Here is a 23,124-nt window from a genome sequence, read left to right on the forward strand (position 1 = left end):
TCCCAACAGAATCAGAAAATACATCTCGGAAGCCATATGATTCCCAAAAGGAACATCACAGTCTTTCAAGCGGAGGCAATTGCATGCGCGATCTCGACCTGCAGACCCTGCGCCTGTTTGCCGCCGTGTGCGAGCAGCGCAGCATCGCGCGCGTGGCCGAGCAGGAGTCCATCGTGGGTTCGGCCATCAGCAAGCGGCTGGCCCAGCTGGAGGACACGGTGGGCACCGCCCTGCTGGTGCGCAAGCGGCGCGGCGTCATTCCTACCCCGGCGGGGGAAACGCTGCTGGAACACGCGCGCACCATGCTCGCCAGCGTGGGCCAGATCGAGCGTGACATGGCCGCCTATGCCACCGGCATCCGGGGCCACGTGCGCATGCTGGTCACGGCCTCGGTCATGGCCGAATCGCTGGCCGACGATGTGGCCGCCTTCCTGCAGGACCCAGCGCACCGCGACATCCAGGTGAGCCTGGAGGAACGCGTGAGCCCGGACGTGGTGCAGGGCATCCGCGACGGCAGCGCGTCCATTGGCATCTGCTGGGACGCGGCGGACCTCTCCGGCCTGGAAACGCGCGGCTACCGCAACGACCACCTCGCCGTGGTGGCACATGCCTCGCACCCCGTGGCCCGGCACGCCAGCGTGCGGTTCGCCGACGTGCTGGACCATGAATTCGTGAGCATGCCCGCGCTGAGCGCCGTGCAGGTGCTGCTGGCGCGCGCCGCGGCCGTGGAGGGAAAAATGCTCGCGCACCGGGTGCTGGTGTCCAACTTCGACGCGGCCCTGCGGGTGGTGCGCGCCAACCTGGCCATCAGCGTCGTGCCGCGCGAGGTCGCCCTGCCCTTTGCCCAGACCGCCCCGGTGCGCGTGATTCCGCTGAGCGATCCCTGGGCCCGGCGGCGCTTCGCCATCTGCTACCGCAGCGCCCAGATGCTGACCCCGGCCGCACAGTTGCTGGTCCACCACCTGGCGGGGCTGGGCCGCCAGGAATGACCGCCTCCAACCGTGGCCCCATCGCAACAGTTTGAGTTGTAACACGTCATTTTTGGGGCGTAGCGCATGCGTGGTGTGCGTTCTGAGCTACTAAACTTGTAGCAAAATGGGTTCCGCGCTATAGTCTCAGCGCATCAGCGGGCCCGGCATTCGCCCACCCGAATGAAAACTTGATCCAACACTTGCGCGAGGAGAAGCGTCCATGAGCTCCAAAGAAAATGCCGCCATCAACCAGTTGTTCGAGCGGCTCGAATGCCGTTACGCACTGCGCGTGCTCTGGGCCCTGAAGGACGGCCACCCCCAGACCTTCCGCCTGCTGCAGGACAGCGTGGGGGGCATCACCCCCAACACGCTCAACACCCGCATCAAGGAACTGCGCGAAGCCGGCTTCGTGGACCATGGCAGCGACGGCTACACCGTCACTCCTTCCGGCGCCGACCTGCTCAAGCGCCTGTCGGACGTGCAGGCCTTCGCCACCCGCTGGGTGGCCGGCCGCGCCAAGAAGGTCTGACCACAGGCCAGCGGTCCCGTCTGTTCCCCGCCAAGGGGCTTCTCGTTAAAATACAGGGCCAAATTAGCTTCTAGCGCATGACATACAAGCGCTAGAAGCTATATTTTTAATAGCAAGCAAGGAATTTCATCCATGGCACTGACCACCACCGCATCCGGACTGCAATACGAAGACACCACCGTGGGCGACGGCGCCGAAGCCACCAAGGGCCAGAACGTGTCGGTGCACTACACCGGCTGGCTCTACAACAACGGCGAGCAAGGCGCCAAGTTCGACTCCAGCCACGACCGCAACGACCCCTTCGAGTTCTCGCTGGGCGGCGGCATGGTCATCAAGGGCTGGGATGAAGGCGTGCAGGGCATGAAGATCGGCGGCAAGCGCACGTTGATCATCCCCGCGGCCCTGGGCTACGGCGCGCGCGGCGCGGGCGGTGTGATCCCTCCGAACGCCACGCTCAAGTTCGATGTGGAACTGCTCAAGGTCGGCCGCTGATCGCGCAGCCTGCGCGGCAGCATCCGACACGACACCAAAGCGGCCTTCGGGCCGCTTTTTTTACGCCTGGCCCGCCATCTGTGGCATGGGCGCAGCCCAGGCCAGGCCCGCGCGCAAGGATGCCGCGCCATAGAAAGGAAAGGAAAGGCACAGAGCGGCTCGGGGTGTCCCGTCAATCAAAAAGCGCCTTGTCCAGCCGCTCGAACTTCGCGTCGCCCACGGCCTCGCGGATCTTCGGTGCCAGCGCCGCCAGGTCCTCGAAACTGCCCGCTCCCTCCACGGCCAGGTTCAGCCGGAACCCGCGCAGCCCCATGGCGGCGGTCAGCTCGGTGGCAATCGGGTAGGCCGCCTGGTAGCGCTCTTTCGGCGTGCGCCCCGAACCCTCCAGCGGCGATGCCACCGTGCCCAGGTCCGTCGCTGGCGCGGGTTCGGCCACGGGGGCTGGCTGGCTGGCGGCCATTGCGGCAGGCAGGGACTGCCCCGCCAGCGGCGCCAGCAGCCCCTGGGCGATCATGGCCTGCACGTCGTCCTGCGTGATTCCCATGGCGGCGGTGGCCGCCAGAATCTCGCCCGTGGAGCGCTTGCCATCAAACAGGATGAAGGCCGAACGCTGGCGCGAACTGAGACTGCCGTGCCGGTCCTTGAGCGCTTCTTGCCCTGCCGGCGTTTTGACGAGAACCATGAGCCTCCTTGAGCTGAACGGTGGCGGGTTGACGCGGGGCACCCACCACCCCACGAGCCCCTGCAGGCCAGATTCTCACGTTTGCGCACCATTGAAAATCGGGGTTTACGCATAACCATGGCAGCGCTGGCCGGAACGCGGGCGCGCCCCTTCTGGCCCCGTGCCGCAACCCGCAATCCCGCGGCGCCGCTACATCTCGGAGCGGATGCGCGGCAAGGCGGGCGCGGGCCGCGTCACCCAGCTCACCACCACGGCGACCACCAGTCCCGTCGGCACGCCGAACACGCCGGCCGAGATGGGCTGGATGCCAAACCAGAGCCCGTCCGCCAGCATCCAGCTGGGCAGCGCGCGCATGGCCGACACATGCGAAAGCATGTAGTACACCGCCACGCCCAGCCCCGCCACCATGCCGGCCACCGCGCCCTGCCGCGTGGTGCCGCGCCAGAAGATGCCCAGCACCATCACCGGCACGAAAGCCGATGCGGCCAGGGAGAACGACGCCGACACCATGGGCAGGATCTCTGACGGCTTGAGCGCCGCGACAAAGGCCGCCGACAAGGCCACCGCCAGCAGCGCGAACTTGCTCAGGATCACACGCTGCTCGGGCGATGCCTCGCGCTGGGTGTCCTGGAAATACAGGTCGCGCACCAGCGCATTGCTGATGGTGAGCAGCAGGCCGTCGGCGGTGGACAGCGCCGCGGCCAGCCCACCCGCGGCCACCAGACCGGAGACCACATACGGCAGGCCCCCCAGCTCCGGCGTGGCCAGCATGATGAGGTCGGCCCCGAGCCGGATCTCGCCAAACTGCACGATGCCGTCGCTGTTCACGTCCTCCACCGACAGCAGCGAGCTGTCCACGCGCGCCCACTGGGCCATCCAGTTGGGAAGGGCCTCGAAGCTGCTGCCCACCAGGTTCTGCATGACCTCGAACTTCACCAGCACCGCCAGCGCCGGGGCGCTCAGGTACAGCAAGGCGATGAAGAACAGCGACCACGCCACCGAGGCGCGCGCCGCCGACACCGTGGGCGAGGTGTAGTAGCGCGTGAGCAGGTGCGGCAGGCCCGCCGTGCCCACCATCAGGCAGAACATGAGCGCCAGGAAATTGCGGCGCGTCAACTCGTAGTCGCGCTGCTCCTCGGGGGTGCCCTTCGGGTCGCCCACATAGGCCTGGCTGTGCAGGGGCAGGCCACCGAGGGGGCGGGCACGCTCATAGTTCTCGCGCATCTCGCGGGTCCAGCGCTCGCGGGCCGCGGCGGCATCGCGCGGCAGGGCCGCCAGCTCGCGGCTGGCCGTGACGATCAGGCCCACATCGGCGTTCTGGGTGCGCAGCGCGCGGATGCGCTCGCGCCCCTTCTCGCGTTCGCGCTCCAGGGCACCCTCCACGTCGCTCAGGCGGGCCTCGAAATCCTGGGCGCGCCGCAGGTAGGTCTGCACCACCTGGTGTTCCGCCGGCGAATCGAGCAGTTGCGCCTCCAGATCGGCGATCTTGCTGATCTGCTCGCCATAGACCAGCGGCGCCAGCGGGTTGCCAAGCTGCTTGTAGGCCAGCCAGGACACCGGGATCAGGAAGGCCAGCAGCAGCACCACGTACTGCGCCACCTGCGTCCACGTGATGGCGCGCATGCCGCCCAGGAACGAGCACAGCAGCACGCCGCCCAGTCCCAGCATGATGCCGATCTCGAACTGCACGCCGGTCAGGCGCGAGGCGATCAGCCCCACGCCGTAGATCTGCGCCACCACGTAGGTGAACGAGCACAGCACGGCGGCCAGCGCGGCGATCACGCGCGGCCACCGGCCGCCAAAACGCACGTGGAAAAAATCGGGCACGGTGTACAGGCCCATGGCGCGCAGGTGCGGCGCGATCAGCATCGCCACGAGGCAGAAGCCGCCCGTCCAGCCCAGCAGGTAGGCGAGGCCCCCCGCCTGCCCCGGCGTGCCGGAAAAGCCCTGCAGGTAGAGCGCCCCCGACAGGCTGATGAACGACGCGGCGCTCATCCAGTCGGCCGCCGCCGCCATGCCGTTGTACATGGGCGGAATGCGCCGGCCGGCCACGTAGTATTCCTCCGGGTCGGTGGTGCGGCCGTAGACGCCGATGCCCGCGTACACCATCACCGTGAGGAACAGGAAGATGGGGCCGATCCAGTGGCGCGAGAGCCCCTGGTGCTCCGCCCAGGTCATCAGCGCCAGGAAGGCCAGCACGCCCGCCACATACAGCGCCAGGATGCGGTGCAGCCGCCACAGGTAGGCCCGGTCTGCGCCGGAGGAATTGTTCTCAGCCATGGTCAGCCAGGAGGACGGGCCGCGTCTTCCAGGGATGCGGCCGCAGCGGCCGCAATGCGCTCAGCGTCCTGGCGCTCGAACCGGTTCATGGCCCATCCATAGGCCACCACGATGCCGATGAACACCAGCACCGCACCCTGTGCCGCGATCCAGTAGCCCAGGGGCCAGGCGCCGAACACCAGCAACTGCAGGTCCCTGGCGAAGTAGGTGGCGCCAAACGACACCAGCGCCCACAGCAGCAGCAGGCCCGCCTTGAGTTTCAGGTGCCGCACATCGTGCAGATCGGGCGGGAACGGGCCCGCCATTTCCGCCTCGGATGGTGATCGACGGGGCATGGCGGAGTCGTTCACGCAGGCTCTCAGCGATCCACGGCCCTGCGGGCCACGCGTGGCCCGTGCAATGAGGGCAGGTCGAACAACAGGCCCCCCCGCACAAGTGCCGCCCCGCCGCGCCGGGCGCGCACCCCCTTCTGCGCGTGGCGCGCGAGAAGGGGAAAGCGGCACGGCCGCCCGGGGGGTTGCCGCGTCACGTCAGCCTGCCAGTTGCTGCCAGGTGGCGATCACGCTGTCGGGATTGAGCGAGATCGACGAGATGCCCTCGGCGGCCAGCCACTGGGCGAAGTCCGGGTGGTCGCTGGGGCCCTGGCCGCAGATGCCGATGTACTTGCCCTGTGCCAGGCAGGCCTTGATGGCCTGGTGGATCAGCTGCTGCACAGCGGGGTCGCGCTCGTCGAAGTCGTGCGCCAGCAGTTCCAGCCCCGAGTCGCGGTCCAGGCCCAGGGTGAGCTGGGTCAGGTCGTTGGAGCCGATGGAGAAGCCGTCGAAGAACTCCAGGAAACGCTCGGCCAGGATGGCGTTGCTCGGCACCTCGCACATCATGATGACCTTGAGGTCGTCCTTGCCGCGCTGCAGGCCGTGCTGGGCCAGCAGCTGCGTCACGCGCTCGGCCTGGCCCAGCGTGCGCACGAAGGGCACCATCACCTGCACGTTGGTCAGGCCCATGTCGTTGCGCACGCGCTTCAGGGCCTCGCACTCCATCGCGAAGGCTTCGCCGAAATCAGCGCTCAGGTAGCGCGCCGCACCGCGGAAGCCCAGCATCGGGTTTTCTTCCTCGGGCTCGTAGCGGCTGCCGCCGATGAGCTTCCTGTACTCGTTGGACTTGAAGTCCGACAGGCGCACGATCACCGGCTTGGGGTAGAAGGCGGCGGCGATGGTGGCCACGCCTTCGGCCACCTTGTCCACGTAGAAGGCGCGCGGGCTGGCATGGCCCCGGGCCACGGACTCCACGGCCTTCTTCAGGTCGGCATCGATCTGCGGGTAGTCCAGGATGGCCTTGGGGTGCACGCCGATGTTGTTGTTGATGATGAACTCGAGGCGCGCCAGGCCCACGCCCTCGTTGGGCAGCTGGCAGAAATCGAAGGCCAACTGGGGGTTGCCCACGTTCATCATGATCTTGGTCTTGATGCTGGGCATCTCGCCGCGCTGCACCTCGGTGACCTCGGTCTCGAGCAGGCCGTCGTAGATGCGGCCGGTGTCGCCCTCGGAGCAGCTCACGGTGACCAGCGTGCCATCTTTCAGCAGTTCGGTCGCGTCACCGCAGCCCACCACGGCCGGAATGCCCAGCTCGCGCGCGATGATGGCGGCGTGGCAGGTGCGACCGCCCCGGTTGGTGACGATGGCGCTGGCGCGCTTCATCACGGGTTCCCAGTTGGGGTCGGTCATGTCGGTCACGAGCACGTCGCCGGGCTGCACCTTGTCCATCTCGGCAATGTTGTGCACCAGGCGCACGGGGCCGGTGCCGATCTTCTGGCCAATGGCGCGGCCCTCGGCCAGCACGGTGCCCTGGCCCTTGAGCTTGTAGCGCATCTCGGCCTGGCCCTTGGACTGGCTCTTCACCGTCTCGGGCCGTGCCTGCAGGATGTAGAGCTGGCCGTCGGTACCGTCCTTGCCCCATTCGATGTCCATCGGGCGGCCGTAGTGCTGCTCGATGACCAGCGCATACTGGGCGAGCTGCTGCACGTCGGCATCGGTCAGGGAATAGCGGTTGCGCTGCTCGGTGGGCACGTCGGTGGTCTTCACCAGCTTGCCCGAGGCGGCCTTCTCCTGGGGCGTGGAAAACACCATCTGGATGAGCTTGCTGCCCAGGTTGCGGCGGATCACGGCCTTCTTGCCGGCACGAAGCATGGGCTTGTGCACGTAGAACTCGTCGGGGTTCACGGCGCCTTGCACCACGGTCTCGCCCAGGCCGTAGCTGCTGGTGATGAACACCACGTCTTCAAAACCGGACTCGGTGTCGATGGTGAACATCACGCCGGCCGCGCCCAGGTCGGAACGCACCATGCGCTGCACCCCGGCCGACAGGGCCACGACGTCGTGCTCGAAGCCCTTGTGCACGCGGTAGGAGATGGCGCGGTCGTTGTACAGGGAGGCGAACACCTCCTTCATCTTGTGCAGCACGTCGTCGATGCCCACCACGTTCAGGAAGGTCTCCTGCTGGCCCGCAAACGATGCGTCCGGCAGGTCTTCGGCCGTGGCGGACGAGCGCACCGCGAACGAGGCGGCGGGGTTGCCGGCGCTCAGCGTGGCGAATGCTTCGGCAATGGCTTGTTGCAGGTCGGCCGGAAAAGGCTGGGCCTCGACCATGGCACGGATCTCGGCGCCGACGGCGGCCAGGGCGCGCACATCTTCGGTGTCCAGGCTCTTGAGCTTGGCGCTGATCTTGTCGGCCAGGCCATCGTGGGCCAGGAACTGGCGAAACGCGTGCGCCGTGGTGGCAAAGCCCGTGGGCACCCGCACGCCCTGGGGCAGTTGGGAGATCATCTCGCCGAGGGAGGCGTTTTTACCGCCTACGGCCTCGACATCGGTCATTCTCAGGTTTTCAAACGGTACGACCAGGGCGGTCGGGCTGAAAAGTGCAGACATGGGAAAGCTCCAGAAGTTGAAACCGGGTCTGCGCGCCCGCCCCCTTGGAGCGATGGGCGAGCGGCCATGCACGGGCAGCGGCTTTGTCGTTGTGGTTGTGGGCCGACGAAGTGCATGGTGAGAATTTGGATAATTGTCACAATTGTAGGCCTGCGGCACTGGCGGCAGGCTGACGTACTGAAAGGCACCCTGCTCCATGCACACGCGCACCGTTTTTTTCGTCTCGGACGGCACCGGCATCACCGCCGAAACCTTCGGCAATGCCATTTTGGCGCAGTTCGAGATGAAGCCGCGCCATGTGCGCCTGCCCTTCATCGACACCGTGGACAAGGCCCACCAGGCGGTGCGGCAGATCAACCACACGGGCGAGGTCGAGGGAAAGAAGCCTGTGGTCTTCACCACCCTTGTCAACATGGAAGTGCTCAAGGTCATCCAGGAAGGCTGCAAGGGCATGCTGCTGGACATGTTCGGCACCTTCGTGCACCCGCTGGAAGAAGAACTGGGCATCAAGTCGCACCACCGTGTCGGCCGCTTCAGCGACGTGAGCCGCAGCAAGGAATACACCGACCGCATCGAGGCCATCAACTTCAGCCTGGCGCACGACGACGGCCAGAGCAACCGTGACCTGGCGGGGGCCGACGTGATCCTGGTGGGCGTGAGCCGCAGCGGCAAGACACCGACCAGCCTGTACCTGGCCATGCAGTGCGGCCTCAAGGCGGCCAACTACCCGCTGATCCCCGAAGACTTCGAGCGCCGCCAGTTGCCCCCCGCGCTGGTGCCGTTTCGCAGCAAGATCTTCGGCCTGACCATCAGCCCCGACCGCCTGGCCGAAATCCGCGCGGAGCGCCGTCCCAACTCCCGCTACGCCAGCCTGGAGAACTGCCGCATGGAAGTCTCCGAAGCCGAGGCCATGATGCGCCGCGCGGGCATCCGGTGGTTGTCCACCACCACCAAGTCCATCGAAGAGATCGCCACGACCATCCTGCAGGAGATCCGGCCGGAGCGGCTGGTGTACTGAGGGGCGAACCGCCGAGCGTGTGCGCCGAACGCGTCGCACCCCGTCGCTTGATTAAAAAGGCTCTAGCGCTTGATCAGCAATATCTGATAGCTATTAATATGTGAGCGATTGGGAGCACCAACCTCGACCGCTCCCCTGCTCGTGGATCGCTTTGTGCGGCATCGCGCCCCCGGAGCCTCGTTAAAAAATCCCGCATCCTTCACGTTGCCCTGGTGCCCTGGTGTCTTTTGCAGCCGCCGCAATGGTGGTGCTGTTCGTCGGCAAACGTTGGTACGACTACGTGCACAAGGCCACTTCGCCCTACGACGAAGTGGGGCTCGAACTGAACTCCAGGGCGCCAGCGCCCCTGAACCGCCAGGGCTGCGCGCAACTGCAGGAACGCTTTGCCCGGGTCGTGCCACCCTACGGGTGCGCTACCGGCGATGGACGTCAGTGGAAGTAGGCCGGCGCGGAGGACGAATCCACGCGCAGCAGCTGGCGGGGTCATGCCGCCGGCCTGCAACACGCAGAATGAGCGCGCGCCTACTTCACCGCGAACCGCACATTCGCCGGCTTCTTGCCCGGCAGCGCCACCAGCGCCACCACCTTGGTGCCCGCGGCCACCTTGAACGTGCCCTTGGCTTCCAGCCGGCCTTCTCCCGCCGGCACCAGCATCGCCTCGGATTTTTCCGTACCGTTCAGCAGCGTGAGCTTGGCGTTCACGCCTTCGGTCCTGGCGGGCTTGCCGTGGTCGCGCAGGTGCAGCGTGAGGAGGTCGGGCTTGGCCACGAGTTCGTAGTCCATGTCATTGGCTTCCACGACGATGCCGCCATGCAGCGGCTTGTGTTCGTGCCCGTGGGCGTGGTCGCCTGCCGCAAAGGCAGTGCCACAGAATGCGAGGGCCAGGGTGGCGAGAAGATGTTTCGTTGTCATGGTGATCCTTTCAAAGGGAGGATGGAAACAGGGAACAGGGTCAGAACGCCTCGGCGTTCTTGTCGTCCAGAAGACGCTCGGCATCGCGGCGGCCGAACAGCCAGAACAGGGCCGGGGTGAGGAAGGTGTCGAGCAGGGTCGAGCTGATCAGGCCCGAGAAGATCACCACCGCCACCGGGTGCAGGATCTCGGTGCCGGGGCGCTCGGCCTCCAGCAGCAGCGGCGCCAGCGCGAAGGCCGTGACCAGGGCGGTCATGAGCACAGGGGACAGGCGCTCCAGCGAGCCGCGCACGATCATCGCGGTGTCGAAGTTCTCGCCTTCCACGCGCATCAGGTTCAGGTAGTGGCTCACCTTCAGGATGCCGTTGCGCACCGAGATACCCGCCAGCGTGATGAAGCCGATCAGTGCCGCCACCGACAGCGGCTGGCCCGAGATCCACAGCCCCAGCACGGCCCCCACCAGCGCCAGCGGGATGTTGGCCATGATCAGCGCCGACAGCGTGGCCGAGCGGTAGCGTGTGTACAGCACCACGAACATCAGCACCAGCGAGACGATGGCGAGCATGCCCACCAGGCGGCTGGCCTCTTCCTGCGCCTGGAACTGGCCGCCCAGGGTGATGAAGTAGCCATCCGGCAGGCGCGTTTCGCCCACCACCTTGCGGATGTCGGCCACCACGTCGGACAGTGCCCTGCCCTGCGCATTGGCCGAGAGCACGATGCGCCGCTTGCCATCGTCGCGGCTGATCTGGTTGGGGCCGTCGCCGTCCTCGATGCTGGCCAGGCGCGACAGCGGCACGCGCCCGCGCGGTGTCTCGATCATGATCTGCGCCAGGCCATCGAGCGAGCGCGCGCTCTCGGGCAGGCGCACCACCAGGGCAAAGCGCCGGCTGCCTTCCACGATCTGCGTGACCTTCTCGCCTTCCACCAGGCCCTGCAGCGTGGCCAGCACCTGCGCGGCCGGCACGCCGTACTGCGCGGCGGCGGCGTGGTCCACGCGCACGGTGATCTGCGGGGCCAGCACCTGCTTTTCCACCTCCAGGTCGGCCAGGCCGTCGATGCTGGCCAGGCGCGCGCGCAGCGCATCGGCCTGGCCGCGCAGGGTATCCAGGTCCTCGCCGAAGAGCTTGATCGCGATCTGCGAGCGCACGCCGGAGAGCATGTGGTCGATGCGGTGCGAGATCGGCTGGCCGATGGCGATCGCCGCCGGCATCTGCGCCAGCCGGCTGCGGATGTCGGCCTGCACCTCGGCCATGCTGCGTGTGAGCTCGGACGCTGTCAGCAGGCCCACGTCGAGCTCGCTCACGTGCACGCCCTCGGCATGTTCGTCGAGCTCGGCCCGGCCACTGCGCCGGCCCACGTGCGTGACCTCGGGCACCTGGCGCACCAGCACCTCGGCCTGGCTGGCCAGGGCGGTGGACTCGGCCAGCGTCACGCCCGGGTTCAGGCGCATGCCGATGAGCAGCGTGCCCTCGTTGAACGGCGGCAAGAAGGTCGTCGGAAAGAACGGCACCGCCGCCACCGAGAGCACCACCGCCACCGCGCTCACGGCCATGGCGACGCGCGGGTGCGCCAGCACCCGGGTGAGCCCACCGCGGTAGCGCGCCTTGAGCCAGGCCACCACGCGGGTATCGCCATGGTTGAGGTTCTTCATGCGCGGCAGCAGGTAGAAGGCCAGCACCGGCGTGACGGTGACCGACACCAGCAGCGAAGCCACGGTGGAGACGATGAACGCGATGCCCAGCGGCACGAACAACCGCCCCTCGATGCCCGGCAGCGCGAACAGCGGCAGGAACACCAGCACGATGATGGCCGTGGCGTAGAGGATGCCCGAGCGCACCTCCATCGACGCGAGCTTGACCACCTCCAGCGGGTGCAGCCGGTGGTTCGGGTGCTTCGAGCGGTCCATCTTCAGGCGCCGCAGCACGTTCTCCACGTCCACCACCGCATCGTCCACCAGGCCACCGATGGCAATGGCCAGGCCGCCCAGCGTCATGGTATTGATCGACAGGCCGAAGTACTTGAACACCAGCGCCGTGATGAAGATCGACACCGGGATGGCCGTGAGCGCGATCACCGTGGGCCTGAGCGTGCCCAGGAACACGAACAAAATCACCGCCACGAACACCGAGGCGCCCATGAGCTTGCCCTGCAGGGTGGTGACCGAGGCCTCGATGAAGCTCGCCTGGCGGAAGGTGACGCGCGGCGCCTCCATGCCTGCGGGCAACGACTTCTTCAAATCACCCAGCGCCGACTCGATGCTGCGCGTGAGCGCGATGGTGTCGGCCGTGGGCTGCTTCTGGATGCCGAGGATCACGGCCGGCTTGCCCTCGAAGCCCGCATCGCCGCGCTTCAGGGCCGCAGCAAATGTGACCTCGGCCACCTGGCGCAGCAGCACGGGCTGGCCGTTCCTTGCGGTGAGCGCCAGGTTCTGCAGATCCTCCAGGCGCGAGGTGCGGCCCAGGTGGCGGATCAGGTACTCGCGCCCGTTAAGCTCCAAAAAGCCACCCGAAGTGTTGCTGGAGAAGCCCTTGAGCGCCCCCGTGAGCTGGTCGTGCGTGATGCCCAGCTCCGCCATGCGCGCCGTGTTGGGCTGCACCTGGAACTGGCGCACCTCGCCGCCGATGGGGATCACCTGCGCCACGCCGGCAATCGCCAGCAGGCGCGGACGCAGCACCCAGTCGGCGTACTCGCGCACGGCCATGGGCGTGGTGCGCTGCACGTCGATGGGGATCGCCACCTGCATGATCTCGCCCATGATGGAGCTGATGGGCCCCATGCGCGGCGTGACGCCCGCGGGCAACCCCTCCTCCATGGACGACAGGCGCTCGGACACCATCTGCCGCGCGCGGAAGATGTCCGTGCTCCAGTCGAAGGTGACGTAGATGAAGGACAGGCCCGCGCTGGAGGTGGAGCGCACGCTCTCCACGCCGGGCAGGCCGTTCATGGTCGTCTCCAGCGGGAAGGTGATGAGCTGCTCCACCTCCTCGGCGGCCATGCCGCCGGCCTCGGTCATCAGCGTGACGGTGGGCTTGTTGAGATCGGGGAACACGTCCACCGGCGTGCGCGACAGCGTGAAGGCGCCATAGGCCATCAGCACGCCCGCCGCGATGAGCACCAGCAGCCGGTTGGCCAGGCTGCTTTCGAGTAGCCACTTGAACATTGCGTGGTTTCCTTCAACGGACCTGGTTGATCAGCGTGGCGCCCTGCGTGGCCACGCGGTCACCGGCCTTGAGGCCCGAGGTCACGGCCACCGAGGTGCCGTCGAGGGGCACGTAGGTGACGACGCGCGGCACGAAACGCTCGGGCGACTCCTTGACCCAGACGATGGTCTGGTTCGCGGGATTGCGCAGCAGCGAAGCCACGGGCACCTGCACGCCAACGGCCTGCTCGGTGGATTGCACGAATACGCGCACGGGCTGGCCCAGGGCCAAGGTACCGAGCACGGCCGAGTCGCCGGCAAACTGCAGCGGCAGCGCCTGGTCGCGCAGGCTGCGCGCCGCGCCCAGAAAACGCAGCGGCACGCGCTGCCCGCCCACGGCCAGCGCGGCGCCGGCGACGCTGTGGGCCTGCGCCGTGTCGTAAGCCAGGGCTTCGACGCGCAGGCGCGTGGGGTCCACCACCTCGAACACCAGCTCGCGCGCATCCACCACCTGCCCTGCCACGGCATTGGCCGAGGCGATGACACCCGAGACGGGCGCCACCAGCGCATCGCGGGTCGAAAGGCCCGCCCCCACCGCGCCCAGGCGCTGGGTGACGCTTTGCAGCTCGCTCTCGGCCGCCTCGATGTCCTTGCGCGGCACGGTGTCCGACAGGTCCTTCAAACGCGCCACGCGGCGTGCCGCCAGGTCGCGTGCAGCACGCAGCTCGGCCTGCTGGGCCAGTTGGTTGGAGCGCTCGATGGCGCCCGCCGTGGGCACCACGTAGGCCAGCACCTCGCCCTTGCGCACCGCCTGGCCCACGCCGGGCAGGCCCTTGGGCCCGGCCTCCAGCCGGCCGGCCAGCGCGGCCTGCACCTTGCCGCCAGCGTTGGGGTCCATGACCACCGTGCCGGCCAGCTCGAAGGCCTTGGGGTGCCGGCCCTCGGCGGCCACCAGGGTGCGCACGCCGAGTTGGCGCTGCGCAGGCTTGGGCAGGAAGACGCTGCCATCGGGCTGGCGTTTGGGGCCGTTGCCGTCGGCCGCCGCGGGCGCGTCGCCATGGTCATGGCCTTCACCGGCACGCGCCACCAGCGGGGCGCACAGCGCAGCGGCCATCGCCAGGGCCACGACGGAATGGAGAGAGGTCAGGCGCTTCATGCTGCACCTCCCAGGCGCTGGGCGCGCGCGGCGCGGCCACGCCGCAGGCCCCACGCCAGGGCCAGGGCTGCCAGCACGGCGGCCACGGCACCGGCGACCAGCGCGTTGCGCCGGCCCGTGGGCTCGGCGTGGGCCTGGGCCGCGGCGTGCACGTCGATCTCGCCGGCCAGCAGGTCGGTATCGTTGCCGGCGACGACGGTGGCGGTGACGGGGCTCACGCCCTCGGCCAGCGGTGCGGTCAGCGCGGCCTGGAACTCGCCGTCGGCCACGCGGGTCACGGGCACGCGCGTGCCGGCGATGTCGATCTCCAGCTGGGCCTCCTTGACCGGGCTGTTGTCGCCCGCATGGTCCAGGTAGAGCGCCAGTTTTTGCCCGTCGAGCACGCCCACCAGCTCGAACAGGTCGGAGGTGGCGGCAAAGCGCGGTATCGCAGGGCCGGCTGCGGCGGCGGGGGCTTCGCCATGGTCATGGCCATCGCCAGCCAGTGCCCACGACGGCGCCAGGCCCAGCACCAAGGCCAGGGCCAGCGCGGAAGGAAGAGAAAGGAGTTGCATGGTGATCACAAACAGGGTGTCGGGATGGATAGGGCGCTCACTGCGGCAACAGGCCCAGGGCCTGGCGCAAGGTGGAGACGGCGGCCGCCGCATCGATGCGGGCACGCGCCAGCTGGCGCTCGGCCTGCACGGCTTCCAGCTCCACGCGCAGGCGCGTGGGCCAGTCGGCTTCGCCCAGGCGGAAGGCCTTGTCGACGAAACCGCGCGTATCGCGGGCCAGTGCCGCATGGCGGGCCATGGCGTCGCGCTGGGCTTGCGTGGCTTTCACGCGGGCCGTGGCCGCGGCCAGGTCGGCGGCCAGGCGGTCCTGCTCGGCGCGGGCGCGCACCTCGGCGTCCAGCGCGTCGGCACGGGCCGCTGTCTCCTTGGCGCGCGCCCGGTCGCCACCGCCCAGGGGCACGCGCACGCCGACCGTGAAGCTTTGGAGGTAGCGCTCGCCGGCCTGCTCGCGCCCGCGCGTGGCGGCCACGGTCAGCTCGGGGTTGGCACGGGTCTGCACGGCGGCCAGGTCGGCGGCGCGGCGCGCCACTGCGGCCTGGTCGTTCCAGTCCGCCACCGCCGGGTGGTCGGTGGGCAGGCCGGCTGCTGGCAGCGCTTCGGCCTCGGGCTCGGCACCGTCGGCCAGCACCCCGTTGCCGCCCCATGCCACCAGGGCTGCCTGGGCCACATCGCGTGCGCCCGTGGCCTCGGCCACCGCGGCTTCGGCCTGGGCCACGGCACCATCGGCCTGGGCCTGGTCGGCACGCGACATGTCTCCGGCCTGAAAGCGCCGCGCCACGTCGGCCGCCAGGCGCTGCGCGTTGTGCAGCCGGTCCTGCGCCAGGCCCAGTTCTGCCTGCGCGCGCTGCAGGGTCCACCAGGCCTCGCGCACGGCGGCGGCCAATTGCAGCTGCGCGGCCAGGCGGCGGCTTTCCACGGCCTTGATCTCGGCATCGCCCAGCGCGGCCTTGCGGGCGCGCTCGCCGGGCAGCCACAGCGGCAGGGCCACGCCCATCTCCACTTCGCGGTTGCCCTGGTTGCTGCCGGGGCGGTCGGTCTTGGCCTGCAGCTCCAGCGCGGCGGGTTCGGCCGTCCAGGACGATGCACCGCTGCGCGCGGCCTGTGCCGATTCGCGCCGCAGCGCGGCCGACTGCGCCTCGGGCTGGCGCTCCCAGGCCCTGTCGAACAAGGCCTTGAGCGTGAGCGGTGGCGCCGGCGTCTGGGCCAGCGCAGCACTGCCGGCCAGCGCCCACCCCAGGGCCACGGCCGCCATGCACAGCCGTGGTGTGTGGTTCGTTCTTCTCGTTCGTTGCATCCGATTCCTCTGCAATGGCCGGGGGCCACGGGGTTGAAATCGGCAAGGCACGACGATGTCCGGCGCACAAGCACGCGCCGCCGCCGCTCGCGAGAGCTGCGTGGAATCGTCAGGAAGGGGCTACCCGGTGCCCCGCCTCGCCGCTCAGGCGAGGACGGACCAGTTGGGACGTTCGGGGCGTGAGAGGGGTGGATGCACCCAGGCAGGTGCCACCAGGGAAACAGGGCGGGCGACCGAGACCACGATGGCCTGGGCACCCGCGCTCAGCGCCATGCCGCTGCCCACGCCGTGGCAGGCATGGCAGTCCATGTCGGCCGTGCCGGTGGTGGCCAGGGCCTTGTGGTCCTGAGTTTCGCTGGCCTGGGATGGCTCGGCCGGCACATCGGCCCGGTGCTCGTGCACATGGTGGCCAAAGTGCGATGCCTGCGGCGCTGCCTCGTGCCCGCAATACGGCGATGCAGCCGCCCAGATGGACTGGAGCGGCATGAACAGCAGCAAAAAGACGAGGAGCAGGCGGCGCATGGTGGTGTGCGCGCATTCTAGTGACAAGATGGCGCGGTGCAGCATGCGCAACCGTGCATATCCCCATGCGACCAAGGGGAAGACGGGAGCAGATGACCAAATCGTCATGTCGGCTTCATCCGGCCGCCACGAGAAACTGCGGCGTGCCGTCGCTGGCGCGCACTTCGGAACACTCCACACCCCACACGCGCGCGATCGCCGCCGCGTCCAGCGTTTGCCCCACGGACCCCACGTCGCAGCGCCCGGCCCCCATCAGCACCACGTCGTGCGCATAGCGCAGCGCCAGGTTCAGGTCGTGCAGCACCGCCACCACGCCGATGCCCTGCTCCACCGCCCAGCGGCGCACCAGGGCCATGGCCTGGTGCTGGTGCGCCAGGTCGAGCGCGGCGGTGGGCTCGTCGAGCAGCAGCCAGCGCGTGGCGCCATCGGGCCGGGGCTCCCAGATCTGCGCCAGCGCCCGGGCCAGGTGGGCGCGGGCCCGCTCGCCGCCCGACAAGGTGTTCACGCCGCGCGCCGCCAGGTGGACCACGCCGGTGGCCTCCATGGCATCGCGGGCGATGCACGCCTCGTTCCGGCTGGGCGACTGGCGGTGCGGAAAGCGGCCCATCTCCACCACCTCCTGCACCGTGAAGTCGAAGGCCACCGCCGTCTCTTGCGGCAGCACGGCGCGCAGGCGCGCCAGCTCCAAGGCACCAACCGCAGTGAGCGCCCGGCCCCTCAGGCTGACCGAGCCCGAGCGCGGCGCGCGCTGGCCCGACAGCATGGACAGCAGCGTGGATTTGCCCGCGCCATTCGGCCCCAGGATGGCGGTGAAGCGGCCAGGCGCCAGGCGCGCATGCACGGTCGCCAGCAGCGGCAGGCCGGGCAGGCCCACCGCCAATTGATCGCACACCAGCGGATCGCCGGGATGGAGCGGGCCTGCTCTCATACCTTGCTCCTGAATTGGCGCAGCATGGCCAGGAACAAGGGCACACCGATGAAGGCGGTGAGCACGCCCAGCGGCAACTCGGCCGGCTTGACGATGGTGCGCGCCACCACGTCGGCCGCCAGCACCAGCGCGGCGCCCAGCAGGGCCGATCCCGGCAGCACCACGCGGTGATCCGGCCCGGCCACCAGGCGCACCCAGTGCGGCGCCACCAGGCCGATGAAGCCGATGATGCCGGTGGCCGCCGTGACGGCCCCCACGGCGAGCGCCGTCACCAGCACCGCCAGGCGCTTGGTGCGCTCCACCGGCACGCCCAGCAGCGCGGCCTGCGCCTCTCCCAGGGCAATCGCATTGAGCGGGCGCGCCAGCGCCAGGCCCAGGCCGCAGGCCACCGCCACGATGGATCCCACCAGCGCCACGGCGCTCCAGCGCGCGCCGCCCAGGCTGCCCAGCAGCCACATCTGGATGTTGCGCAGTTGCTCGTCGGTGGAGATGAAGTTGAGGTAGCCCAGCCCCGCCAGCGCCAGCGCATTGACCGCCACGCCCGCCAGCAGCATCAGCCCCATGCGCGTGGCGCCATCGGCTTGCGCCAGCCCATAGATCAGCGCCGTGACCACCAGGCCACCGCCAAAGGCCATGGTCACCAGCGACCAACTGCCCAGCGTGCGCGGCATGTCGGGCAGCCAGTGCATGCCGAGCACGATGGTGAGCGCAGCAGCCAGCGCGGCGCCGCTGCTCACGCCGATCAGGCCGGGGTCGGCCAGCGGGTTGCGAAACAGCCCCTGCATCAGCGCACCCGCCAGCCCCAGGCCCGCCCCGGCCGCCACGCCCATCAACAGGCGTGGCAGCCGGATGTTGATGAACACCAGGTATTCCGGTGCCTGTTCGGCAGAAGGCGCCAGCCCCACGGCCTGCAGCAGCACCTGCCACAGCTGGGCGGGCGCGATGGCGTACGCGCCCTGGGTGCTGGCCCAGGCCAAGGCCAGCACCACCAGTGCCGAGCCCACGGTCAGCGCGGTGCGGGGCGACAGGCGCCCCGCGGTCCAGCGCGCACCCGGCTGCGCCACGGACAGGCCGCTCACGCCGTGATCGCCTGCATGCGGGTGTGCACCTCGCGCACGGCCCCGGGCAGGCGCGGACCAAAGCCCAGCAGCTGGCTGGCCTCCATCGTCACCAGGGCCTTGTGGCGGAAAGCGGGCGTGAGCGCCAGTTCCGGCCGCTGCCAGAACGCGGCCTCGCCGCCCAGCGCCTCGATGCCCTGCGTGCTGTTGAGCAGCACCTCGGGCGCGGCGCTGGCCATGGCCTCGGCCGTGAGCGGCCGGTAGCCCGCGAACTGCGTGATGGCGTTGGTGCCGCCCGCAAAGCGGATCAGCGCATCGGCCGCCGTGCCGGTGCCCGCCACCATGGGGCTGCCGCCGTGCGACAGGATGAAGATCGCGCGCGGGCGGCGCGCGGACGCGGCCACCAGCTTGTGCACCGCCGCCCACTGCGCATCCAGGTCCGCCTGCAGGGCCGTGGCCTCGCGCTCGCGGCCGGCCACGCGGCCCACGGTGGCCACCTTGCGCTGCACTTCGTCCCAGGTGTGGTCGGCCTTGACCAGCTCCACCCGCACCCCGGCGCTGCGCACCTGGTCCAGCACCACGGGCGGGCCGGCCTCGGTGGTGCCCACCACGGCGTCGGGCTTGAGGGACAGCAGCCCCTCGGCCGAGAGCTGGCGCATGTAGCCGACCTTGGCGGTCTTGAGCGCGGCCTCGGGGAACAGGCTGGTGGTGTCGGTGCCCACCAGCTGGCCTTGCGCGCCCAGCAGGTAGACCACCTCGGTCAACGCACCGCCCAGCGAGACGATGCGCGCCGGGCTGGCCGCGACTGCGCGCTCCGCGCCCACCACAGACAGCAGCGGCAGCGCTGCCATGCCGCGCAGCAGCTGCCTGCGCGCCGTGTCGGTCAGGCCATCACGCAGCATGGACCACCTCATCTTGCTGCGCCTGCGGCAGCCGCGCCACCAGGTCGCGCCAGCCCTGCAGCTCGGGCTTGCCGGGCTTGCGCGCACCGAAGAACATGGCCATCAGCTCGCCCGCATGGTCGAACGCCTCGACGGAGGTGACGACGCCATCGGCCGTCGGCTTTTCCACCACCCACACGCTGGCCACCATGTCGGTGCGCAGGTGCAGGTTGAAGCCTGCGTCCAGCACGTTGATCCACTGGGCGTGCGGTGTGTCGAGCGGCTTTATGTTGCGCACCGGCCCGGTGTGGATCTGGATGCAGCCGCCGCTGCCCACGAACACCATGATGGGCAGTCCGTCCACCGCGGCCTCGTCCAGCAGGCGCGATACCGCTTGCGGTTCGGCGCGCCACGCGAACTGGCCTTCGACCAGGCGAAAGCTCTGCTGACGCTCCACGCCGAATTTCCTGGTCAGGCCGAAGAACTCGTGTGTGTCCTGCATGGCACCCCAGGCCTCGCGCAGGCCGTCGGCGTCGATGTCGGGATCGGGCCGCACCGCTTCCGGCGCGGGCGCCTTGCCGAACACATAGCCCGCGCTGGGCTGCGCGAAGCGGCTCACCACCGCATCGAACGCCGCCAGGTCGGTCGCTTCGCGGGTAAAGATCTTGTGCACGGCACGGCCGCTGGCGTTGTAGAACTGCAGGCTGCGCGACGGCGGCCTGGCGGGGTCGTTGGCCAGCTCGGTCACGGCAAAGCCAGCATGCCACTGCGCGAAGAACAGGCGCAGATCGATGTCTTCGCCCAGCGCGATGCCCACCGGGCCTGTGGCCGACACGTTGGTGTAAATGCCGGTCTTCTCATGCACCACGCCTTCATTGCGCGTGAGGGCCATCAAGGGGCCGCAGGCCTCGAGCGCCTGCAGCATCTCCAGCCACGAACCCTGCAGCGGCACGGCCTTGAGCGGGTGGCCGTGCTCGCCCGCGTGGGCCGCCACCGCAGCGCCTTCCGAGAGCCCCAGGCTCTCGGCCGCCTCCTTGGCGCGCTTGCCGGCAGCACGTGCGGTGGCGAACTGCGCGCGAATGTCGGGTGCGGCCAGGGGCGCGGAGGCCGGATTGCCCGGGTTGTTCGTCACGGCGCGGCTCATTGCACGGCCTCCGGCGCGGTGTGCCACAGCACGCGGCGCTGCTCTGCGGCCACCAGTGCGGCGCTGGCGGCGGTGTCCTGGCGCGCCTTGCACTGCTGTTCCCAACGGCCCTGCAGGCTCCAGACCACCGTGCGGAAGTGAGCGGTGAAGCCGTCGGCGTCGGCCAGCATCTGCAGGTTGGCCGATATCTTGCGGCCCATGGCGTCGCGGTGGGTGTCGCAGCAGGCCTGCACGTAGCCCGTCATCAGGGCGAGCGTGCCGGCCAGCAGCGCCTCGGCGCACGGCAGGCTGTACTCCTCGTCGCAGTGGGCGCTGGCCTCGGAGGCATTGGAAGGGTCGGGAACGTGGCTCATGGGTGTTCTCCTTGATGGGTGGCCTTGGAACGTGTTCACGTGGGTGCTCAGAAGTCCGCCACCAGCGACACCCGCACGGAGCGGCCGGGCTGGCTGTAGGCGTCGATGAAGTTGGCGTTGGCGGCCAGGCCGCGCACGTCGGCCCAGCGCCAGTGTTTCCTGTCGGTCAGGTTGTAGATGCCGAGGTTCAGGCGCAGGTCCTTGCGGATGCGCCACTGGCCCGACAGGTCGAGCACCGTGTACGACGGCGTGAGGTACTGCGTGCTGCCCGTCGCCACGGTCACGTCGCTGGCCTTCTTGGCCGCGCTGTGGGTGGCATCCAGGCGCGCCATCCAGTGGCCGGTGTCGTAGCGCAGGCCGGCAGACAGGCGCGATGGGTCCACCGTGTTCACCGGCCTGCCGGTGGCGGTATCGCGCCCGCGCGTCTGGCCGTAGCTGAACGGCGATGTCCATTGCCCGCCGGCCCACCGGCCCCAGCGCATGTCGCCCTTGACCTCGAAGCCGCTGAGCTTGACGCGGCCGATGTTGACCGACTGGAACACCAGCGGGTTGCCCGGCGCACCGGTGCCGCCCACTTGGCGCAGGTCCTCGATGAAGTCCTTGTAGCGGCCGGTGAAGGCGGCGGCCTCGATGGAAAGGCTCTCCAAACGGCCGCGCACGCCCAGCTCGAAGTTCTGGCTCTTTTCGGGGCGCAGGTTGGCGTTGGGCACGGTCTTGTAATTGCTGACCGGGTTCTCGAAGAAGGCGTTGACCTGACCCGCGTTGGGCGCACGAAAGCCCGCCGCGTAGTTGCCGAACACGCTCCACTGCTCGCTGGCGCGGTACAGCACGCCGAACTTGGGCGAGGTGGCATTGCCCGACAGGGACACGGCCTGCGCGCCAAAGCCCGCCTGGTCGGCCTTGATGCGGAAGCTGTCGAAGCGCACGCCCGGCGTGATGCTCCAGGGGCCGGTCACGAACTCGTCCTGCACATACAGGGCCGCGCTTGTCTCGGTGGTGTCCGGAAAGCGCTTGAGCGGGAAGGTCTCGCCCACGGGCGGGGTCACGCCGGTCTGCAGGTTCTCGACCTTGGCCGACGTGTAGTCGAAGCCGTAGGTGATCTTCTGTACCAGACCACCAGGGCCTGCGCGCAGCACCTTGCTGCCCTGCAGGTTGGCCTGCCAGGTGCGCTCGTCGTAGGTCACGTCGCGCACGCGGTCGGCGGCGGTGTTGCGGTCCTCGGTGACGTACTCGCGCGAGTGGGAATCCTGAAAGCTCAGCGTCGCCTTCAGGTCGTCGGCAAAGGCGGAGTTCACGCGCCACGAGCCCTCCCACGTCGCACGGCTGCGCTGCATGTCGGTGAACGACGTGGAGCCCAGCACGGACGCGGCGGCCAGCGGCGGCTTGGAGCGCGCGGTGAGCAGCCCGTAGTCGGAGTTCTTGTCCACATGCTCCAGCGTGAACACATGGCGCTGGCCGCCGCCGGGCGTGAGGATGACCTTGCCCAGCAGCGCGCCGCTCTGGTCCTTTTGCGGGTTGGGACGGGTGCGGTCGGCATTGGCCGCGCTGTTGGTACCCATGTTGTCGAGCTCGCTGGCGCGCGTGACGTTGCCGCCCAGCAGCCACTGCACCGTGTCGCCCGCCTTGCCCGCCACCGTGGCGCCCACGCGCTTGCCGTGGTCGTCGCCGTCGTAGCCCACGCTCACACGCCCGCCGATGCGCTTGTCGCCATCGAGGAAGGCCGATGGTTCGGCCGTGATGAAGTTGACCAGGCCCGCCATGCCGTCCGACCCGTACAGCGCCGACGTGGCGCCGCGCACGACCTCGATGCGCTGCAGCAGGCCGATGTCCAGGTAGTCGCGCCCGAAGGCGTTGGCGCTGAAGACGTAGCTGCGCGGCAGGCGGATCCCGTCCACCATCATCAGCACGCGGTTGCCGTCCAGGCCGCGGATGTTGAAGCCCGCGTTCTGCTCGCGCCCCGTGGAGCCGCTGGCCAGCGTGAAGCGCGCGGGCGAGCGGGTGACGGACACGTTGGGCAGTTCACGCGCCACATCACGGATGTCGCGCACCTGGCCTTCTTCGATGGCCTGCGCGTTGATCACGTCGATGCTCATGGGCAACTCGTCGCGGTCCTGCTCGCTGCGCGAGCCGCTGATGACCACCTCCTTGAGCGCCGGGCCGGCAGCGATCAGTTGCGCCACGTCCTGCGCATGCGCGCTGCCGATGGCGGCACATGCACAGGCCACCAGCCACGTGAGCGGCCGCAGACGGCCTTGCAGCCATTGATCGGAGGGGTGCGCCTGTGCGCGCC

The 23,124-nt window shown here is 69.1% G+C and carries 21 protein-coding genes; 5 read left to right on the forward strand and 16 right to left on the reverse strand.

Translation table 11 applies throughout. The annotated features are described in order from the left end of the window. Positions 1 to 83: 83 nt before the first annotated feature. The 3 genes from ACAM51_RS04845 (at position 84) to ACAM51_RS04855 (ending at position 1,992) form a co-directional block, all read left to right on the forward strand. Positions 84 to 989, forward strand: coding sequence for a LysR family transcriptional regulator (locus ACAM51_RS04845; RefSeq protein WP_218295388.1), 906 nt, complete (start codon positions 84 to 86; stop codon positions 987 to 989). A 202-nt stretch (positions 990 to 1,191) separates the two neighbouring features. Continuing rightward, entirely contained in the window at positions 1,192 to 1,500 is a 309-nt protein-coding gene (locus ACAM51_RS04850; RefSeq protein ID WP_218295389.1) for a helix-turn-helix domain-containing protein, read from the forward strand. A 132-nt stretch (positions 1,501 to 1,632) separates the two neighbouring features. Next, entirely contained in the window at positions 1,633 to 1,992 is a 360-nt protein-coding gene (locus ACAM51_RS04855; RefSeq protein ID WP_218295390.1) for an FKBP-type peptidyl-prolyl cis-trans isomerase, read from the forward strand. A 172-nt stretch (positions 1,993 to 2,164) separates the two neighbouring features. Here the strand turns inward: ACAM51_RS04855 and ACAM51_RS04860 are convergent, their stop codons facing one another. From ACAM51_RS04860 to ppsA, 4 genes are all read right to left on the reverse strand, one after another. Next, the gene (locus ACAM51_RS04860; RefSeq protein ID WP_218295391.1) at positions 2,165 to 2,674 is read right to left on the reverse strand and encodes a hypothetical protein; all 510 of its coding nucleotides are present in this window, start codon (positions 2,672 to 2,674) and stop codon (positions 2,165 to 2,167) included. Between the two features lie 189 nt (positions 2,675 to 2,863). Then, entirely contained in the window at positions 2,864 to 4,954 is a 2,091-nt protein-coding gene (locus ACAM51_RS04865) for a VC_2705 family sodium/solute symporter (protein WP_218295392.1), read from the reverse strand. 2 nt (positions 4,955 to 4,956) lie between these two features. Then, a complete protein-coding gene (locus ACAM51_RS04870; RefSeq protein ID WP_369642880.1) occupies positions 4,957 to 5,289 on the reverse strand; it encodes a DUF4212 domain-containing protein in 333 nt (110 codons plus the stop codon). Positions 5,290 to 5,484: 195 nt separating this feature from the next. Further along, positions 5,485 to 7,875, reverse strand: a complete 2,391-nt coding sequence (gene ppsA, locus ACAM51_RS04875) for a phosphoenolpyruvate synthase (RefSeq protein ID WP_218340238.1) — start codon at positions 7,873 to 7,875, stop codon at positions 5,485 to 5,487. Between the two features lie 196 nt (positions 7,876 to 8,071). Here ppsA and ACAM51_RS04880 point away from each other — a divergent pair, with 196 nt between their 5' ends. Together ACAM51_RS04880 and ACAM51_RS04885 are read left to right on the forward strand one after the other, a co-directional pair. After that, the gene (locus ACAM51_RS04880; protein WP_218295395.1) at positions 8,072 to 8,893 is read left to right on the forward strand and encodes a pyruvate, water dikinase regulatory protein; all 822 of its coding nucleotides are present in this window, start codon (positions 8,072 to 8,074) and stop codon (positions 8,891 to 8,893) included. Positions 8,894 to 9,113: 220 nt separating this feature from the next. After that, a complete protein-coding gene (locus tag ACAM51_RS04885) occupies positions 9,114 to 9,335 on the forward strand; it encodes a hypothetical protein (protein WP_369642881.1) in 222 nt (73 codons plus the stop codon). An 80-nt stretch (positions 9,336 to 9,415) separates the two neighbouring features. On the opposite strand, the gene ACAM51_RS04890 is transcribed toward ACAM51_RS04885, so the two are convergent. The 12 genes from ACAM51_RS04890 to ACAM51_RS04945 form a co-directional block, all read right to left on the reverse strand. Further along, on the reverse strand, positions 9,416 to 9,805 hold the full coding sequence (locus tag ACAM51_RS04890) for a hypothetical protein (protein WP_218295396.1): 390 nt from the start codon (positions 9,803 to 9,805) through the stop codon (positions 9,416 to 9,418). 40 nt (positions 9,806 to 9,845) lie between these two features. Then, positions 9,846 to 12,965, reverse strand: a complete 3,120-nt coding sequence (locus tag ACAM51_RS04895; protein ID WP_369642882.1) for an efflux RND transporter permease subunit — start codon at positions 12,963 to 12,965, stop codon at positions 9,846 to 9,848. A gap of 13 nt (positions 12,966 to 12,978) precedes the next feature. Then, positions 12,979 to 14,100 carry an efflux RND transporter periplasmic adaptor subunit gene (locus ACAM51_RS04900; protein ID WP_369642883.1) on the reverse strand — a complete coding sequence of 374 codons (1,122 nt, stop codon included), beginning with the start codon at positions 14,098 to 14,100 and terminating at the stop codon, positions 12,979 to 12,981. Then, entirely contained in the window at positions 14,097 to 14,654 is a 558-nt protein-coding gene (locus ACAM51_RS04905) for a hypothetical protein (RefSeq protein ID WP_369642884.1), read from the reverse strand. Before ACAM51_RS04905 ends, ACAM51_RS04900 begins: the two co-directional genes overlap by 4 nt. A 37-nt stretch (positions 14,655 to 14,691) precedes the next feature. Then, positions 14,692 to 15,948 (reverse strand): TolC family protein, encoded by a 1,257-nt coding sequence (locus ACAM51_RS04910; protein ID WP_369642885.1) that lies wholly within the window; start codon positions 15,946 to 15,948, stop codon positions 14,692 to 14,694. A 144-nt stretch (positions 15,949 to 16,092) separates the two neighbouring features. Beyond that, a complete protein-coding gene (locus tag ACAM51_RS04915) occupies positions 16,093 to 16,470 on the reverse strand; it encodes a hypothetical protein (protein ID WP_369642886.1) in 378 nt (125 codons plus the stop codon). A 115-nt stretch (positions 16,471 to 16,585) separates the two neighbouring features. After that, entirely contained in the window at positions 16,586 to 17,398 is an 813-nt protein-coding gene (locus ACAM51_RS04920; protein ID WP_369642887.1) for a heme ABC transporter ATP-binding protein, read from the reverse strand. Then, complete coding sequence (locus tag ACAM51_RS04925) at positions 17,395 to 18,477, reverse strand: FecCD family ABC transporter permease (protein ID WP_369642888.1); 1,083 nt, start codon at positions 18,475 to 18,477, stop codon at positions 17,395 to 17,397. The genes ACAM51_RS04920 and ACAM51_RS04925 overlap by 4 nt, the downstream gene beginning before the upstream one ends. Beyond that, complete coding sequence (locus ACAM51_RS04930; RefSeq protein ID WP_218340231.1) at positions 18,474 to 19,358, reverse strand: hemin ABC transporter substrate-binding protein; 885 nt, start codon at positions 19,356 to 19,358, stop codon at positions 18,474 to 18,476. Before ACAM51_RS04930 ends, ACAM51_RS04925 begins: the two co-directional genes overlap by 4 nt. Then, entirely contained in the window at positions 19,348 to 20,481 is a 1,134-nt protein-coding gene (locus ACAM51_RS04935) for a hemin-degrading factor (RefSeq protein WP_369642889.1), read from the reverse strand. Before ACAM51_RS04935 ends, ACAM51_RS04930 begins: the two co-directional genes overlap by 11 nt. Continuing rightward, on the reverse strand, positions 20,478 to 20,834 hold the full coding sequence (locus tag ACAM51_RS04940) for a hypothetical protein (protein ID WP_369642890.1): 357 nt from the start codon (positions 20,832 to 20,834) through the stop codon (positions 20,478 to 20,480). Before ACAM51_RS04940 ends, ACAM51_RS04935 begins: the two co-directional genes overlap by 4 nt. Positions 20,835 to 20,881: 47 nt before the next feature. Next, positions 20,882 to 23,092, reverse strand: coding sequence for a TonB-dependent hemoglobin/transferrin/lactoferrin family receptor (locus ACAM51_RS04945; RefSeq protein WP_369643768.1), 2,211 nt, complete (start codon positions 23,090 to 23,092; stop codon positions 20,882 to 20,884). Positions 23,093 to 23,124 lie beyond the last annotated feature (32 nt).

Origin of the sequence: Acidovorax sp. A79, assembly GCF_041154505.1 — a bacterium.
Classification (GTDB): Bacteria; Pseudomonadota; Gammaproteobacteria; order Burkholderiales; family Burkholderiaceae_C; genus Acidovorax.